15 protein-coding genes and 2 pseudogenes are annotated in these 16,426 nt (G+C 46.2%); 14 read left to right on the forward strand and 3 right to left on the reverse strand.

Annotated elements, in window-relative coordinates:
• Positions 1-112: 112 nt before the first annotated feature.
• The 9 genes and pseudogenes from B0X71_RS08660 to B0X71_RS08700 all read left to right on the forward strand — a co-directional run bounded on the left by B0X71_RS08660 (position 113) and on the right by B0X71_RS08700 (position 9,910).
• The gene (locus tag B0X71_RS08660) at positions 113-412 is read left to right on the forward strand and encodes a transposase (protein WP_077589043.1); all 300 of its coding nucleotides are present in this window, start codon (positions 113-115) and stop codon (positions 410-412) included.
• Positions 409-1,305, forward strand: coding sequence for an IS3 family transposase (locus B0X71_RS08665; protein ID WP_077589044.1), 897 nt, complete (start codon positions 409-411; stop codon positions 1,303-1,305). Before B0X71_RS08660 ends, B0X71_RS08665 begins: the two co-directional genes overlap by 4 nt.
• A gap of 211 nt (positions 1,306-1,516) precedes the next feature.
• The gene (ahlS, locus tag B0X71_RS08670) at positions 1,517-2,365 is read left to right on the forward strand and encodes an AhlS family quorum-quenching N-acyl homoserine lactonase (protein WP_077590949.1); all 849 of its coding nucleotides are present in this window, start codon (positions 1,517-1,519) and stop codon (positions 2,363-2,365) included.
• Positions 2,366-2,377: 12 nt separating this feature from the next.
• Entirely contained in the window at positions 2,378-3,559 is a 1,182-nt protein-coding gene (locus B0X71_RS08675; RefSeq protein WP_077589045.1) for an iron-containing alcohol dehydrogenase, read from the forward strand.
• Positions 3,560-3,855: 296 nt separating this feature from the next.
• Complete coding sequence (locus B0X71_RS08680; protein ID WP_077589046.1) at positions 3,856-5,289, forward strand: aldehyde dehydrogenase family protein; 1,434 nt, start codon at positions 3,856-3,858, stop codon at positions 5,287-5,289.
• Between the two features lie 633 nt (positions 5,290-5,922).
• Positions 5,923-6,495, forward strand: a pseudogene (locus B0X71_RS08685) (transposase); the annotation flags it as partial.
• Positions 6,496-7,209: 714 nt separating this feature from the next.
• A complete protein-coding gene (locus B0X71_RS08690; RefSeq protein WP_077588584.1) occupies positions 7,210-7,722 on the forward strand; it encodes a DUF6431 domain-containing protein in 513 nt (170 codons plus the stop codon).
• Positions 7,723-7,761: 39 nt separating this feature from the next.
• Positions 7,762-9,117 carry a DDE-type integrase/transposase/recombinase gene (locus tag B0X71_RS08695; RefSeq protein ID WP_156889802.1) on the forward strand — a complete coding sequence of 452 codons (1,356 nt, stop codon included), beginning with the start codon at positions 7,762-7,764 and terminating at the stop codon, positions 9,115-9,117.
• Positions 9,110-9,910: an ExeA family protein gene (locus tag B0X71_RS08700; RefSeq protein ID WP_077588586.1), complete on the forward strand. Its 801-nt coding sequence runs from the start codon at positions 9,110-9,112 to the stop codon at positions 9,908-9,910. The genes B0X71_RS08695 and B0X71_RS08700 overlap by 8 nt, the downstream gene beginning before the upstream one ends.
• A 499-nt stretch (positions 9,911-10,409) precedes the next feature.
• Here B0X71_RS08700 and B0X71_RS08705 read toward each other — a convergent pair whose 3' ends face one another.
• The 3 genes from B0X71_RS08705 to B0X71_RS08715 all read right to left on the reverse strand — a co-directional run bounded on the left by B0X71_RS08705 (position 10,410) and on the right by B0X71_RS08715 (position 12,522).
• Complete coding sequence (locus B0X71_RS08705) at positions 10,410-10,952, reverse strand: flavodoxin domain-containing protein (RefSeq protein ID WP_077589047.1); 543 nt, start codon at positions 10,950-10,952, stop codon at positions 10,410-10,412.
• A 458-nt stretch (positions 10,953-11,410) separates the two neighbouring features.
• A complete protein-coding gene (locus B0X71_RS08710; RefSeq protein WP_198038711.1) occupies positions 11,411-11,839 on the reverse strand; it encodes a DoxX family protein in 429 nt (142 codons plus the stop codon).
• Positions 11,840-11,991: 152 nt separating this feature from the next.
• Entirely contained in the window at positions 11,992-12,522 is a 531-nt protein-coding gene (locus B0X71_RS08715) for an alpha/beta hydrolase (RefSeq protein WP_232336812.1), read from the reverse strand.
• A gap of 228 nt (positions 12,523-12,750) precedes the next feature.
• Between B0X71_RS08715 and B0X71_RS08720 the strand changes: the two genes are divergently transcribed.
• The 5 genes and pseudogenes from B0X71_RS08720 (at position 12,751) to B0X71_RS08740 (ending at position 16,385) form a co-directional block, all read left to right on the forward strand.
• Entirely contained in the window at positions 12,751-13,290 is a 540-nt protein-coding gene (locus B0X71_RS08720) for a helix-turn-helix domain-containing protein (RefSeq protein ID WP_077589049.1), read from the forward strand.
• 230 nt (positions 13,291-13,520) lie between these two features.
• Entirely contained in the window at positions 13,521-14,084 is a 564-nt protein-coding gene (locus B0X71_RS08725; RefSeq protein WP_077589050.1) for an NADPH-dependent FMN reductase, read from the forward strand.
• Between the two features lie 193 nt (positions 14,085-14,277).
• Positions 14,278-14,711, forward strand: a pseudogene (locus B0X71_RS08730) (MarR family winged helix-turn-helix transcriptional regulator).
• A gap of 65 nt (positions 14,712-14,776) precedes the next feature.
• Positions 14,777-15,760, forward strand: a complete 984-nt coding sequence (locus B0X71_RS08735; RefSeq protein WP_077589051.1) for a ring-cleaving dioxygenase — start codon at positions 14,777-14,779, stop codon at positions 15,758-15,760.
• Between the two features lie 19 nt (positions 15,761-15,779).
• Complete coding sequence (locus B0X71_RS08740) at positions 15,780-16,385, forward strand: NADPH-dependent FMN reductase (protein WP_198038712.1); 606 nt, start codon at positions 15,780-15,782, stop codon at positions 16,383-16,385.
• Positions 16,386-16,426: the final 41 nt, after the last annotated feature.

A 16,426-nucleotide genomic window follows, 5' to 3' on the forward strand; every position in this document is an offset into this window, starting at 1 on the left:
AGATTGATAAATTAAGGGGGAAGATGGAAAGAACTAGATTTAGACTTAAAAGTGGACACGACCAAATGAGTTTCGACATACTGAAATTACTAATCTAAAGGACGTGTCAAACATGGGTAAACGCAAATCGCCGGAGTACAAGGAATATGTGGCCAAACTTCTTGTGGACGATGGCCGAAGAGCCACCGAAGTCGCTTATGAACTGGAGCTCAAACCTAGCACGATCCGCCGTTGGGCAGCGGATTATCGGGAGAGACAGGAACGGATGGCGAACCCGACCAACGAGCAGCTGATGAGTACATCCGAACTGCAGAAACGGCTCACAGACGCCGACCGGCGCCTGAAGGAACGGGATGAGGAAATTGAGATTTTAAAAAAGGCTATGCGTGTCTTCATGAAAGACCCCATGTGATTTATGCTTTCATCCAGGCACACCGGGATGACTATCACGTAGTGAAGATGTGCGATGTCCTCGGTGTATCCAGAAGCGGTTTCTATAAATGGCGTGATCTCCTGACCGGTGGTCAATTGTCTGCACAGCAGGAACGACGGGAGGAGATCAAGCAGAAAATTGCCCGTTCCTATCACGAGAGCCACGGCATCTATGGCAGCCCACGCGTCCACGAAGACTTGGAAGCGTGGGGCTATTCCGTCTGCGAACGGACTGTCGGCCGCTATATGAAAGAGATGGGATTGCGCGCGATACCCGAAGAGAAATTTCAGGTGACGACCGATTCGGCCCATGATCAGTTCATCTATCCCAATCTTCTGGAGCGTAAGTTCCGGGTCGCTGAACCGAATAAGGTGTGGGTCGCCGATATCACCTATATCTGGACGATGGAAGGCTGGCTGTATCTGGCGAGTGTCATGGATCTCTTCTCCCGCAAGATCGTCGGCTGGAGTCTGGATGTCACCATGAAAACCGAACTGCCGCTTGAAGCGCTGCAGCAGGCGATCACCCTTCGGCGTCCTGATGCGACACTGATCCACCATTCCGACCGGGGATCCCAGTGTTGTGCAGCCGACTATGTCGATGTCCTGAAGGCGAAGGAGATCCAGATCAGTATGAGCCGGAAAGGTGATCCATACGACAACGCCTGTATCGAATCCTTCCATGCCAGTTTAAAGAAAGAGCTTGTTTACCGGACTCGTTACAAGACGCGTGCAGAGGCCCGGGCAGCCATCGGCTGGTATATTGATAGCTTCTACAACACCCGACGCCGCCACTCCACACTTAACTACCTGTCGCCGGATGAATATGAGAAAACGCAGAAACACGTCTTCATCGAAAGAGCCGTTTCGTGATCAATAAGACGGCTGGGGTATCGGTTCGTTTATGAACCGATGACGCCGGCTGTCCGACCAAGCGAAGCGCGGTAGGGAGTCGACGAAAAAAGGATCCAAAAAGCAGTGTCCACTTTCTTGACGGAAGACCAGAACTGATGCAAAAATATATTCTTTCGCTCTCTTTTTATTTATCTGAATATATAATTATTATAATTGAGGAGGAATGGAATTGGCAAACTTGAATCAATCCCGACCGAAACTTTACGTCATGGATAACGGCCGCATGAAAATGGATAAAAACTGGATGATTGCCATGCACAACCCAGCTACCATCCAGAACCCGAATGCCCAGACAGAATTTGTGGAATTTCCCGTCTATACAGTGCTGATTGATCACCCAGCAGGAAAAATCTTATTTGATACGGCATGCAATCCAAACTCCATGGGACCTGAAGGACGCTGGGGGCAGGCGACACAGCAAATGTTCCCGATTGATATGCCGGAGGAATGCTACTTACATCACCGGTTGGAGCAATTAAATGTCCGTCCGGAAGACATTAAATACGTTGTTGCATCACATCTCCATTTGGATCATGCCGGCTGTTTGGAACTGTTCACTAATGCGACGATTATTGTCCATGAAGATGAATTGAATGGGACTCTCCAGACTTATGCAAGGAATGTAAAAGAAGGAGCGTATATATGGGGGGACATCGATGCATGGATCAAAAATAATTTACAGTGGAAAACGGTAAAGCGAACAGAAGATAATCTTCTCCTTGCAGATGGGGTGCGCCTTCTGAACTTTGGCAGCGGCCATGCTTGGGGGATGCTGGGCTTACACATCGAAATGCCAGAAACCGGAAATATCATTTTGGCTTCCGATGCAATCTATACAGCAGAAAGTTTCGGACCGCCCATCAAACCGCCCGGTATTCTCTATGATTCAGTAGGATACGCGAGTGCCGTGGAAAAAATCCGCCGGATTGCTCATGAAACCAATGCAGACGTCTGGTTTGGGCATGATTCCAATCAATTCAAGAATTTTCGCAAATCCACGGAAGGCTACTATGAATAAGGAGGTTCAAAGATGAGCGTTTCAAAACTGGTATTCGCCCCGCTTAGTTTCACGGGATGGGGCTCACTAGAACACCTGCTTCCCGAAACAGCCAAACATAACCCGAAAAAAATTCTGGTCGTTACCGACCCAATGCTTGAAAAAATCGGTTTGACCAAGCGGGTGACAGATCCACTTGAACAGGAAGGGTATGAAATAACCGTTAATACGGATGTCGTTCCGGAACCCCCGCTTGAAACTGGTGAGAAGCTGGTTGATTTTACACGAAAAGGCGGATTTGACATGGTCGTCGGTGTTGGTGGCGGAAGTGCGCTGGATTTGGCGAAACTCGCTGCCGTACTGGCCACTCAGGAAGGGAAAGTGGCCGATTATTTAAACTTGAGCGGCACAAAGTCCATCTCACAAAAAGGATTGCCGATGGCACTCATTCCCACCACTTCCGGTACAGGTTCTGAAGTGACTAATATCGCCGTCCTATCACTTGGCACTACAAAAGACGTGGTGACCCATGATTACCTGTTGGCAGATGTCGCAATCGTTGATCCTGCTCTGACAGTGTCTGTCCCTTCGAAAGTAACGGCCGCGACAGGCATTGATGCATTGACCCATGCAGTTGAGGCGTATATATCAGTTAATGCCAGCCCAGCTACAGACGCGCTCGCCTTGCAGGCAATGCGCTTGATTTCACGATCATTAAGAGAAGCTGTTGAGAACGGGGAAGACCGGCAGGCACGTGAAGACATGAGCCATGGAAGCTTTCTGGCAGGGTTGGCATTTTTCAACGCTGGCGTAGCAGGGGTTCATGCGCTTGCTTATCCGCTAGGCGGTCAATTTCATATTGCCCACGGTGATTCCAATGCTGTGCTCCTGCCGTATGTCATGAGTTATATCAGAAAAAGTACCGTTTCCCGCATGGCAGATATCTTGGAAGCAATCGGAGGAAATTCCGCGTTCTTGTCTGATGAAGAAGCCTCCTATAAGTGTGTAGAAGAGCTTCAGCGCATTGTGAAGGATGTGGGAATTCCATCAACTTTAGCTGGATTCGATATCCCTGAAAGTGCCCTTGAGTCACTAACCGCTGACGGCGTCAAGCAGAAACGATTGCTTGACCGCAGCCCGTTAAAGCTCGGCGAAGAAGATATTCGCCGGATTTATCAATCGGCATTCAACGGTGTAATGGTCGAACCGAAGTGAAAAACAACTTAGTTGATTTACACTAGCGAACACTGCCCGCCTCTTGGACATTTTCACCAAAAGAGCACGAGGCAGGTTTTTTATACGAAAAGCACATTACCGGAAGTAGCGTGTACCTGATTGCGCAGCTTTTCTGAATCGCTGAAAAATACCGGCATACATGATTGGCATCTCTAAAATTTAGGACCTCTAGAAAGTCATTCCTTAAAAAAACAGTTTTGATTGCCTTATCAATTGCCAGGAAGATGGAATGCTAATTAAAAATTATGGGAAAACATTTGTTAGGAGGAAGTCTTATGCTTATCGGTTCAATTATTAATGGAAGCGAACGAAATGAACAAGACCGGGAAACACATGAGGTGAGGAATCCCTTCAATCAAGAGCTAATAGGGACAATCGCTCTTGCAAGTCCGGAGGACTTAGATGATGCAGTCAACAGTGCTTACGAAATCTACGAAAAAACCATAAGACACATGCCTGCACACAAACGCGGAGAGATCTTACGAAAAGCAGCCCAACTTTTAGACGAACGAAAAGAAGAATTTGCCCAATCGATTATGATTGAGTCTGGAAAGCCGATTCAACAGAGCCGGACAGAAGTTCAGCGTTCAGTCCAGTTGCTCCTCTATGCAGCGGAAGAAGCAAAAAATATTACCGGAGAAGTTGTGCCGATGGATGCCGCAATCGGAGGAGAAAATAGAATGGGTATGGTGAAGAAGAAGTCACTAGGTGTAGTCGGTGCAATCACACCATTCAACTTTCCGCTAAATTTAACTTTGCATAAAATAGCCCCTGCAATCGCAGCTGGTAATACCGTAGTATTTAAACCGGCAGAAAAAACACCAATCACCGGCTATAAGATTGTTAAACTGCTCCATGAATCCGGTCTGCCTGAAGCAGCTTTAAATCTCGTCCTTGGAACGGGGGCAGACATCGGTCAGCCGTTGGTTGAGCATGAGAAGGTAGCTAAAATTTCGTTTACAGGAAGTGTGCCGGTAGGAAAAGGAATTCAAAAGTCAGCTGGATTCAAAAAATTGACGCTGGAACTTGGCTCTAACTCGCCGATTCTCGTATTTGACGATGCAAATATTGAAGATCTTGCTGTCTCACTTATAAAGGGCGGATTTGGTTATTCCGGTCAGACGTGCATCTCCGTACAAAGAATTTATGCTCATACAAATATTTACGAACAATTGCTCGAAAAGTTAATTGAGGAGACGAATAAATTGAAGGTAGGCGATCCGGCGGACGAATCTGTTGATATTGGCCCCATGATTACGGAAGAGGCCGCAAAGAGAGCAGATGAATGGATCAAAAAAGCGGTGGAAGAAGGAGCGAAAGCAGAAGTAGGCGGAGAGAGGAACGGTAATATTGTTCCGCCGACTATTCTGACAAATGTTAACAAAGAAATGCATGTCGTGAAAAAAGAAGTCTTTGCTCCCATCATCTCTGTTATTCCGTTTGAACAGGAAGAAGATGCGATTGCACAGGCCAACGATTCGATTTATGGACTGCAAGCCGCTGTATTCACCAAAAACATCGACCGGGCTTTTCGGGTGGCTGATCAAATTGAGAGTGGGGGAGTCTGGATTAACGAGTCATCCACTTATCGCCAAGATAACTATCCGTATGGCGGTGTTAAACAAAGTGGTGTCGGACGGGAAGGTGTTAAATATGCGGTGGAAGAAATGCTGGAACTGAAATTTATTGGTGTTAAACTGGAAAGATAATATACAAGGAGACTTAGTCGCGTTAATTAATCATAGCTTAAGGCATCAAAAATCCCCTGTCTACCACCAGTCAAATTCGTGAAAATGGTGAAGAGGGTGTTTTTTCTCTTTACAATTTTTCATCACTATTCTGGTTTTAAGTGAAGTAGTATGAAGAAGTTTTACATGGCTGAATAACTTGGTTAGTCCAATTTTTCCCTAGTGTGGAAAGAGATCCTCGATAAGCTGAGATACACTTTATAGAGCTGATTGGCCTATTCCTGTTTTCACCAGGGAATGCACATCGATTCTGGTGTTCTTACAGCAATTGATCAGTACCCCATATAACGGATGCAGAAGAACCATATCCCGAAGAAATGAAGTAGATAGAGGAAAAGAAAGAGCAAATAAAGGAGCATTCCTGTTAGGGGGTTTTAAGAGGCCTTGAAACAGAAAGAGCCCTCTTGGTATGATGCGGGGTGTCAATACGCTACGAATTGACCCCTAACTTAGCTACCAAGGAGGACTCCACTTGCATTCTAAAACGAACGATAAAATTAATCAAGTCACAGAGCGTACGCTCGTGATTGGCATGGATATTGCGAAATACACCCATTATGCGGTATTCGTCGATGAGCGGGGACGGGAACTGGAAAAGTTGCGGGCGATTCAATCGGCGTTACGGAAGGACGGAAGATGGCCACACATGAAATCGCCACACTCGTCCGCCGGTACCGCCAGCTTGAAGAAGAGATCGATGATCTCTCACAGGAACTCGAAGCGCTGGTCCAGTCGACTGCGGAGTATGAATTCCTGGCCACTGTCCCGGGTCTCGGCGATCCCACGATCGTCGACCTGTTATCCGAGATCGGCAGCTTTGCCCATTACCGAGATCCACGCCAGCTCATAAAACTTGCGGGACTCACACTGCGGGAGAATTCCTCCGGCATGCATAAAGGGCAGAAGCGGATTTCCAAACGCGGCAGACGACGGCTCCGGGCGCTCCTGTTCCGCGTCATGATGCCGATGATCCGACACAATGAAGCGTTCCGGAAACTGCACGAATACTATACGAACCGCTCGCAGAACCCCTTGCGGAAAAAGCAATCCATCGTGGTCCTGTGCGGCAAACTCTTGAAGATTCTACACGCACTGTGCACCAAAGGCATTCACTTTGATGCGACGCGTATGATGCACGACCGGCCCTGCCTCCAAGAGGCAACCTGAGTATCACATCCGCCATTCGATACCCATAAGCATGACACGGAGAAGCCGGCACGATTTTTTCCATTCGACCTGTTGAGTCCCTAAAGGGGCTTCGCTGGCCTCTGCCTTATGATCAGACCGAACGAAGGAATGTGGGCACTAGATGCCACGAGACATGAGAGGGTACGTCGTCATAAGCAACGCAGAGATCCAAGGTACATGACATACCGGATCAGAACCAATCATTTCCATTGGTTTCAGCGAAGCGTAACCGGATATTTACAGAAATTATCAAGAAAATAAATACTTGGAAGTACGGTGGTCAAAAAAATATTTTTGGCACCTTGTGATACGGTGAAAACCGTTGATACATCAACATTTATAGAGGGAGGAATTAAAAGAAAAAGGAATAGGTTTAGAGATAAGTCAACAAAGATAAAAGTTTGAGGTTCGCAGAGAGCGTAAAATATGTTGTGTAAATGAACAATAAGAAAATGTTGAGAAACATCCAGTTAACATATGACTGTTAATGCTATTTCATAATGTCCAAAAGTTGATGGTATTGTTTGTCCAGGAATTGACGGATATAATGTCCTTAACGATCCTGAAGAAAGGAAAAGACGCCTCCCTTGGTGTCGGCTATTACCAGTAGCTCGACGGGAGACGTCTCTTGACATGATATGATAATCGTCTCTCATTATAACATAGAAGAATGCACCTCGAAAGGCGTTTTTTATTAGGTGTGCAGAAAAGGTTCCTTGTCCCTGTTGCAGTCATACAGCGTACAAGGTCATTGGCTCCAGAGAACGGAAAGTAAGAGAAGACAGCGGTGAATCCCGTACATTCATCATTAGACGGTTGCGCTGCAGGGGATGTGAAAAGATCCATCATGAATTACCGGATGTGATTGTGCCCTATAAACGATACGGTGCGGATGTCATCGAGGAGGCGACCCGCCCCACTGGCCACCTGACGGTGGCAGCTGATGAATCGACCCTTTATCGTTGGCGGTATTGGTTCTTTGATCTGATCGATTACTGGCTCTTTATCCTTCAATCTCTCTTCATCCAGTTCCGGGAAAATGAGACCTCAGCGATCGACCTGTCCAGTCGGAAGCTGCCTGCGCATGAGCGAATTGGACAATGGTTTGGTGCAGAAGGCGGATGGCTGGCAAAGATTGTCCGCCCGGTTGCCAACCATCATTTTTGGATACATACCCGTTCTGCCTTTTTGTCCAACAGTCCGTGAATTACACTTCAACTATCCGAACAAGAAGGAGTGTTGAAAGTGGCAAGGACAAAAGCGGAAGAACTCGCAACCCATCGGTTTCAGATGATTGCGCCTCTATTGAATGAAAAGTTGGATGCCCAGGAACTGCAAAAGCTCCGCCGGCAAATCTGTGAGCGGCACGGCCTCTCCGAACGCACCATCCGACGCTACGTCGCGCAGTTCAAGAAGGAAGGCTTTGAAGGGCTGAAGCAGAAACCATACCGTTCGGTTCCCCGGGAGCTTCAAGATCACGTGGTGGAGCAGGCAATCCTCCTGAGACGAGAGGTTCCGAGCCGGAGCATCGCCTCGATTATCCAGATTCTTGAGTGGGACGGTGTCGTCGCAAAAGGCGAATTGAAGCGCAGCACGTTACAGGAACGCCTGTCAAAACAAGGGTATAGCGCCCGTCAGATGAAAATGTATCATGAGACATCGGGCGCCGTGCGGCGATTTCAGAAACGCCGTCGGAATGCCCTCTGGCATTCGGATATCAAATACGGACCCTACCTGCCGATCGGGCCAAACGGGACGAAGAAACAGGTCTACATGGTGGCGTTCCTGGATGATGCGACCCGCTTCCCGCTCCATGTGGCATTCTATCCGATGTTGGATGCGCGCTGCGTGGAAGATGCATTTCGTGAATCCATCCGGAAGCATGGGGTACCGGAGAGCGTCTACTTCGACAACGGCAAGCAATATCGCACCAAATGGATGGCGCGAACCTGTTCCAAGCTCGGCACACGGCTTTTATATGCCCGCCCCTATTCACCAGAATCGACCGGCAAGGTCGAGCGGTTCAATCGAACCTTTGACGAGTTCCTGCAGGAAGTGCGACTCGAAGAACCGAAGACCGTCGATGAACTGAACGGCTGGTTGGATGTCTGGGTGAAAGAGCGCTACGCCCACAAACCACACAGCGCACTGGACGGCAAGACGCCATTTGAAGCGTTTCGCAACGAATCGACCCAGCTCCGTTCGGTCTCAGCCGAAGAGCTGGCCCATGCCTTCCTGCATGCGGAGACGCGGAAAGTCGATAAATCGGGCTGCATCAGTTTCCAGGACCGCAAATATGAAGTCGGTCTCAACTTTGTCGGCTGCAAGGTGGAAATTACGTTTGATCCGCAGGACACCCGCGAACTGACCGTCGACTATCCAGGTTATGATAGCTGGAAAGCGCGGGAAATGGTCATCACCGAGAAGACTGGGAAGCGACCAGCGCTACCGGAAAAGATGACGAAAGAACCTGCCGGTTCATCTCGCCTCCTGCAAGGGGCCAAAAAAGTGAACGCGGACCGCAAGGCAGCTGCCGTGACACCGAGTGTGCCGGCCGTGAGCTTCCGTCACATCGGAAAAGGGGGTGCGGAACATGTTTGAATCGTTCTTTGAGATGCGTGCCACGCCGTTCTCCCGGGACATCCCGACCGCCGAATTGTACGAATCGAATCAGCTGGAAGAAATCCTTGGCCGGCTGAACTATGCCGCAGAACGGCAGCTCTTCGCGGTCATGACCGGTGAATGCGGACTCGGAAAGACCACCGCCATCCGCCGGTTTACGGATCAACTGGATCCTTCGCGCTTTAAGCTGCTTTATCTGTCAGACTCAAAGTTGACGCCCCGGCATTTCTATAAGGGGCTGTTGGAACAATTGGGACTCGAGTCCAAGTTTTATCGGGGCGATGCCAAGCGGCAACTGCATCGCGAAATCGAACTGATGAAAGGCATCCATAAGCTGACGCCCGTCTGTGTGGTGGATGAAGCCCACTTACTCGACCGGGAGATGTTGGAAGAGGTGCGGTTCCTCCTGAACTTCCGCATGGATGCCCAGAGTCCGATGGCGCTGATCATGGTCGGGCAGAACGAACTGTGGGAGCGCCTTCAGCTCCAATCCTTCGCAGCTATCCGCCAGCGGATTGATATCCAATTCCGGCTGCATCATCTTGACCGGGCGGAGACCGAACAGTACATGAACAAACATCTTTCCTTCTCAGGTGTCGGACGGGATATCTTCAGCGAATCCGCGATTGATGAGGTGTTCAGCTATTCGAGTGGTGCGTCGCGCCTCATCAACAAGCTGGCAACGCATTGCCTGTTGTTTGCGGCGCAGAATGGAAATCGCATCATCGACGACCGGATGGTGAAGAAAGTGATCGAGGGAGAACTGGCCTAGTTCCCCCTCGTTTTTCTCTATTTTTCCGGACAAAGAAACCGTCAGGTTGGGGACAAAAAGAACCGTCAATTTCCAGACAAAATCAGACGTCAATAACAATATGACCGCTTACAGGAAATAGTTCACTATCTAAAGAAAATTGTGAAAAACGAAGCAAAAGGGAAAAAGGAAGGGGAGAAGGTCATGCTTGAACCATTCCATCCTTCCTTTTAATTGGCAGCGCTCAAGTGGAAATGAGCAGGAAATGAAATTGATGGTTGTCGCTTAACCCATCCTATCATTCACCCTTTAATTTTCAATTCTCATAAAAAAGCCGGTTGGTTTTTCATCAAATTGGCGTCAGTACCTCTGTTACTTTAGCGTTTACAACTCGCTTTAAACCCCAAAAACAGGCGGAGAAAAATCAATCATTTTTCTCCGCCTGTTTTATTTCAGGGAGTTATCGGGCACCCCATTTTGTAAGTTCGAACAAAGCAATTGCCTAACAGAATTTTGAATTTTACTGATGTAATTTTTTAGCTGTTTCGGCAACCAGTTTTCCATATTCTCTTGCGATTTGCATTTCTGTATCGTTTGGCTTATTCATCGGTGCATCCTGGGAAGCTTCAACAGGGATAACGGCTGTGGCACCGTATGGATTGCCGAATTTTGCTCGATCTTCATTGACTGGTCCAGCATTTGAAACAATAACCATGCCATGGTGCTGCATAGGAGTTTGTAGAGCTCGGCAAATGTTTTCGACTCCACCATGCTGGGTAGAGGTTGTCGCAAAAACTCCCCCGACTTTTCCTTGAAGACCGCCTGTAAACCAAAGTTGCCCAAGTTTCGGAAGGAAAGAGGCCATTTTAGCATTGGGTTCGCCAAAAATCCCGGAAGACCCCCAAATGATCCCGGCGGCTTCTTTTAATTCTTCCGGGTCTGTTTCATCCACAGATTTATAAATCACTTCGGCACCTTCAACTTCTTTGGCGCCTTCTGCGACTGCATTTCCTAATACTTCTGTATGACCAAAAAGACTCGCGTGTAAAACAAAAATTTTCATAATTACTACCTTCTTTCTTTAAGTTTTAAGTAAAAATAAAATAAGAGTTCGAGATTCCAAAAGTAGAAATCTCGATTTCCGCCTAATTTTTTATATATCCACCTTCGCGTGTGATTAAACATTCAGCAATCCAACTACAATATATGCTGTATGAGAAGATAAAGGCGATTGATCCACCAGCCAGAACAAAGTCAGCAGAGGAAGCCAATTTCGACTTTTATTGAAGAGTGTAAGGCTATTATCGATACAAGTACTAATATCGGGTAAAGTTAATTAGAGATTCACCACTATAAGCGGTCTTTTGAATTCGTTCTGTAGACATTTCAAAGATGATGTGGAAATCAAACAAGCTTGAATTAAAAGAGTTAATCGATGAGTAGATATTCTATTATCATGGCTCATGTCAGCAACGGAATATAAAAAGACGACCCCGTCGCCGGAGTCATCTTTCTCACTCATTACCCGAAGCTCTTCCCAGTCCCAACTTGTTTTTCTTTGAAAATCACCTGGTCAAGTGAATACGCTCCAGCACCGTTGATGGCAATAACTGCAGCCATCGCTAAAAAGGCAAAATCCAATTCATAACCGGCCATTTGACCATTTCCTAAAAAGCCGACAGCCAATTTCACTTTCAATATGGCGCCTACCATTAATACTGCCAACAGGCCAGCCACCACTCTGCTGAACAAGCCAAGCACCAATAGAAGACCGCCGACCAATTCCAATCCTGCAACTCCGTAAGCTAAAACTCCTGGCAACCCGATGCTTTCAAACCATCCGACTGTATTGCCGATGCCGTCCTGGAACTTCACCCATCCATGGAGAAAGAATATAACCCCTAATACTATTCTTAAAATCAATAGACTGATGTCAAATTTGTTATTCATTATTATTCCTCCAAATTTTATAGTTAGTAAAGTTTTTTTATCTTATTCTCGGTGTTCTGCTAAATTCCCCAACAGCCACTCTGTCAGATCCCGTTTGTTCTCCAAAGAAATAAAATGTGCGTTGGGATAAGATTTAAAGGTAATTTGCGCATTCAACCCTTCATAAAACTTCTTGCCCGCTGCCCCCAGGCATGAGGCAGAATATTGTCGAACTCGCCGTGTGAAATGAACAGCGACTGCTGATCCACCGGTTTGATTTCATATTCTTCTTTAACAAAACCTGGCAAATAACCACTTAACGCCACGATGCCTTTAATCCGGTTTCCTAGCGTCAGCCCTAATGTCATCGAAAGCACGGCTCCCTGACTAAAGTCCATCAAGTATAATTGATCATGACCAATCGGATACTGCTCTTCGGCATACTCATTAAAATGGCTAAGTCTGGCAATTGCATCAGTAAACACTTCTTTGTGAGGCTTGCCCAATCCCTCAATCGTAAAATACGCATAACCTGGCGGCTGCTGCAAATGCCCTCGCACACTAAAAATGAAAAATTGCTCTTCCAAACCGTCGGTTAAAGAAAACAGATCCTGTTCATTACTGCCTAGACCATGCATGACGAACAAAGCTGGATACCTTTTGCCGGCTTCCAAATGAGAAGGCTTCCGGATTTCATAAGTCATCGGTACTGAACTCCACTCAACCATCCTTTCTTTTATTTCATCTTAATAATTCTTATAAGAATAAAATATCATTATATGAAAACAGTGAGGTAAAAAAATACCCATATCCTTTTATTCATATAAGAATATTTGTTGTTTATAAGATAACAATGGACATAGTAGATTGTCAACAATTTATTTGTTAATATAGAAATATGTTCTTTATGAGAAAACTTCGAGGTGATTACCATGGATATTGGCATAAAAATAAAAGCAATCCGAAACAGAAAAGGCATTACCATCGCGCAAATGTGTGACAATACAGGTCTTTCCAAAGGATTTATCAGCAATATTGAAAATAATAAAACATCGCCGTCGATCAGCACGTTGAATACGATTGCGAATTTCTTAAATGTTCCCTTGCCATATCTATTGCTGGAAAAAGATCAGCAAATGCGGGTTGTCCGAAAAGATGCCCGAACAAAATCATCGTTTAATAATCTGAAAGTCGAGCATTTAACATCAAAAGGGGGATTGCGGATGATGATAGTGGAATTTCCTCCCGGCGCCTCCATCGGCGAACCGCATTCCCATGAAGGTGAAGAATGCCACTTAGTCCTGCAAGGCAGAATCCTCGCTGAACAAGGCGAGGATTCAGAGATTGCCCAAAAAGGCGATTCATTCAGCTGGAACGCCAGTGTCCCTCATTTCGTGAAAAACATCGGCGACGAACCGGCGAAGGTATTGATTTCAATTTATACGGATATTGAACTTGATGATATATTGTAAAAAATAAGGAAGAGAAGATGCGATTCATTTCTGCTGCTTTTCTTCCTTTTTCGTTTCAATTTCAATAAGCCATCAACACAGAAATAGAGGATAATCACTCTTTTTTATAATGAAAATATTCGGGCAATTTGTTTGAAACTGAAAAATATATTCCTTATGATGAAAGGGCATCAAGGAGTGAAAGTTCAGAGAGCTGAAGAATCAATTACAAATTGAGGAGGAATTGATTCATGACGAAAATCGGAATTATCACAGGAAGCACACGGCCGGGGCGCAATAGCCTGCAGGTTGCGGAATGGGTCAAAGGCATTGCGGACAAACGCAGAGACGCCGAATACGAAGTGGTGGATTTAGCGGATTTCAATTTGCCGATGTATGCAGAGCCGATTTCGGCAGCCTACAGCCAGGATTACCAGACCCCTGAAGCAATACCATGGTCTCAAAAAATAGCGGAGCTAGATGGCTATGTCTTTATTTGTCCGGAATATAATCACGGTGTGACGTCGGCATTGAAAAATGCCATCGATTATTTATACGTGGAGTGGAACAACAAGGCGGCGGGCATTGTGAGCTACGGCTCTTCAGGCGGTGTTCGGGCAGCCGAATCATTACGTATCATTTTAGCGGAGTTGCAAGTGGCTTCTGTCAGAGCCCATCCGGCGATGTCACTGTTTACAGATTTCATCAATATGAGTGAATTCAAGCCGGCAGATTTTCATGAAGGATCGGTATCGATGCTGTTGGATCAGGTCAATGCCTGGACCAATGCTTTTGAGCCTCTTCGGAATAAATAAGAAATACCTAACTATTAAAAATCAGTAAAAAGGGGAGTCTGGCTTTCCGGATTCCTCTTTTTATGTTTGGATTGCTGTACTTAATATTACAATTTGTCATTTAAAAGGTAAATCGACGATTGACGCCAAAAATTACCCATGATACAATTATCTCGAATTAAAGATATATTAATTCAAGATAAGAGGTGGTTAACTGGAATCGCCGCAGCTCAATTTGCAAGCGCTGACCGTTCTGGTTCGCGCAACTGATGCTCTTCATGAGGTTATTAAAAAGGATGTTGCCCAATATGGTTTGAATCCGACTGAGTTTTCGGTATTGGAGCTGTTATACCACCGCGGAAAGTAGCCGATTCAGCTGATTGGAAAAAAGTGTTGATTGCGAGCAGCAGCATCACGTATGTCATTGATAAGCTGGCAGAAAAAAATTTTGTCGTTAGAAAAGCGTTTCCGGAAGATCGTCGCGTGACTTTTAACGAACTCACTGATGAAGGCCAACGCTTAATGGAAACCATATTCCCAGAACACGAAAAAGCGATTGATGAGGTTTTTGGAGGCTTGAATGCATCGGAATTGGAATTCATGATTGCAAGCTTGAAGAAGATTGGCTATCAGGCACAGGAAGTTTAAATTTTTTTAATTCTATATCTCGAATTCGAGGTAATAGAATAGAGAATTTTAAGGGAGAGAAACTGATGAACGAAGTAAAAGGAATCCACCACGTAACTGCCATTACCAGCAGTGCGGAAAAAAACTATGAGTTCTTTACGTATGTTTTAGGCATGCGTTTGGTTAAGAAGACAGTCAACCAGGATGACATCCAAACTTACCATTTATTTTTTGCAGATGACAAAGGGTCAGCCGGGACCGATATGACCTTCTTTGATTTCCCCGGTATCCCGAAAGGGACCCATGGTACGAATGAAATCTACAAAACGGCTTTCCGTGTGCCGACAGATGCAGCATTGGATTACTGGATCAAGCGATTTGATAAGTATGAAGTAAAACATAAAGGCATCCAAGAAGTATTCGGCAAGAAAACCCTCTCCTTCGTTGATTTCGACGAGCAGCAATACATGCTGGTTTCAGACGAGCATAATGAAGGTATCGAATCCGGAACACCATGGCAGAATGGCCCGGTGCCATTGGAATTCGCGATTACAGGCTTGGGTCCGATCCACATCCGGATTGCAGAATTTGAAGGACTGAAAGAAGTGTTAGAAAAAGCGATGCTGATGCGTGAAATCGCAAAAGAAGGTTCCTTCCATCTATTTGAAGTCGGCGAAGGCGGAAACGGAGCGCAAGTGATTGTGGAACATAACAAATTGCTTCCTTCGGGACGTCAGGGCTTCGGCACCGTTCATCACGCAGCCTTCCGTGTAGCCGATACCAGCGTCCTTCAAGAATGGATTGACCGCATGCAGAATCTGGGCTTCAACACATCCGGCTACGTCGACCGTTTCTTCTTTGAATCGCTTTATGCACACGTGGCACAAGGTATTCTCTTTGAATGGGCAACTGACGGCCCTGGCTTCATGGGTGACGAACCTTATGAAACGGTAGGAGAAAAATTATCGTTGCCGCCATTTCTTGAGCCAAAACGTGATCAGATTGAGAAAATGGTGCGCCCAATCGACACCGTACGCAGTACGCGTACATTCGAAAAAGAATATTTATAGGGGGAGGTGAAACTATACAATGGGATTTCTTAATAAATTATTCGGAACACAGCAAGCACAACAACAAGAGGAGGAAACAACAATGACAACATTAAATATTGGCATCATCCTAGGCTCAACACGCGAAGGGCGCTTAAGCCCGCAGGTAGGGAACTGGGTAAAAGAACTGGCTGACAAACGCGGAGACGCGAACTATACCATCATTGACATCGCGGAATATAAATTGCCGCTATTAGGCGAAAACGGCGGCGACGCATCGGGCGCTGCGGCATGGTCTGAAGCTGTAGCAGCACAGGACGGATTTGTCTTCATCGCACAGGAATATAACCATTCGATCACAGGTTCTTTGAAAAACGCACTCGATTACCTGCGTGCCGAATGGAACAACAAAGCAGCGGGTATCGTATCTTACGGTTCAGTTGGTGGAGCTCGTGCCACGGAACATTTGCGCGGAATTCTAGGCGAATTATCGGTAGCGGACGTACGCGTTCATCCGGCTTTGTCTCTATTCACTGACTTCGAAAACGGTGCGGAATTGAAAGCAGCACCAGTTCAAGCGGACTCTGTTAACCAAATGCTCGATCAGGTTATTCCTTGGTCTGCAGCATTGAAAACAATTCGCTAATAAACCTTTTCCTCTATTCAATCGCAAAATGTGCATAAGCT

The organism is Planococcus lenghuensis (assembly GCF_001999905.1).
GTDB lineage: Bacteria > Bacillota > Bacilli > Bacillales_A > Planococcaceae > Indiicoccus > Indiicoccus lenghuensis.

Excerpts from the sequence above, each read along its gene's own strand:
- B0X71_RS08660 (WP_077589043.1), top strand. The coding sequence starts at position 113 with ATGGGTAAACGCAAATCGCCGGAGTACAAGGAATATGTGGCCAAACTT.
- B0X71_RS08675 (WP_077589045.1), top strand. The coding sequence starts at position 2,378 with ATGAGCGTTTCAAAACTGGTATTCGCCCCGCTTAGTTTCACGGGATGG.
- B0X71_RS08680 (WP_077589046.1), top strand. The coding sequence starts at position 3,856 with ATGCTTATCGGTTCAATTATTAATGGAAGCGAACGAAATGAACAAGAC.
- B0X71_RS08700 (WP_077588586.1), top strand. The coding sequence starts at position 9,110 with ATGTTTGAATCGTTCTTTGAGATGCGTGCCACGCCGTTCTCCCGGGAC.
- B0X71_RS08705 (WP_077589047.1), bottom strand. The coding sequence starts at position 10,952 with ATGAAAATTTTTGTTTTACACGCGAGTCTTTTTGGTCATACAGAAGTA.
- B0X71_RS08710 (WP_198038711.1), bottom strand. The coding sequence starts at position 11,839 with ATGAATAACAAATTTGACATCAGTCTATTGATTTTAAGAATAGTATTA.
- B0X71_RS08715 (WP_232336812.1), bottom strand. The coding sequence starts at position 12,522 with ATGACTTATGAAATCCGGAAGCCTTCTCATTTGGAAGCCGGCAAAAGG.
- B0X71_RS08720 (WP_077589049.1), top strand. The coding sequence starts at position 12,751 with ATGGATATTGGCATAAAAATAAAAGCAATCCGAAACAGAAAAGGCATT.
- B0X71_RS08725 (WP_077589050.1), top strand. The coding sequence starts at position 13,521 with ATGACGAAAATCGGAATTATCACAGGAAGCACACGGCCGGGGCGCAAT.
- B0X71_RS08735 (WP_077589051.1), top strand. The coding sequence starts at position 14,777 with ATGAACGAAGTAAAAGGAATCCACCACGTAACTGCCATTACCAGCAGT.
- B0X71_RS08740 (WP_198038712.1), top strand. The coding sequence starts at position 15,780 with ATGGGATTTCTTAATAAATTATTCGGAACACAGCAAGCACAACAACAA.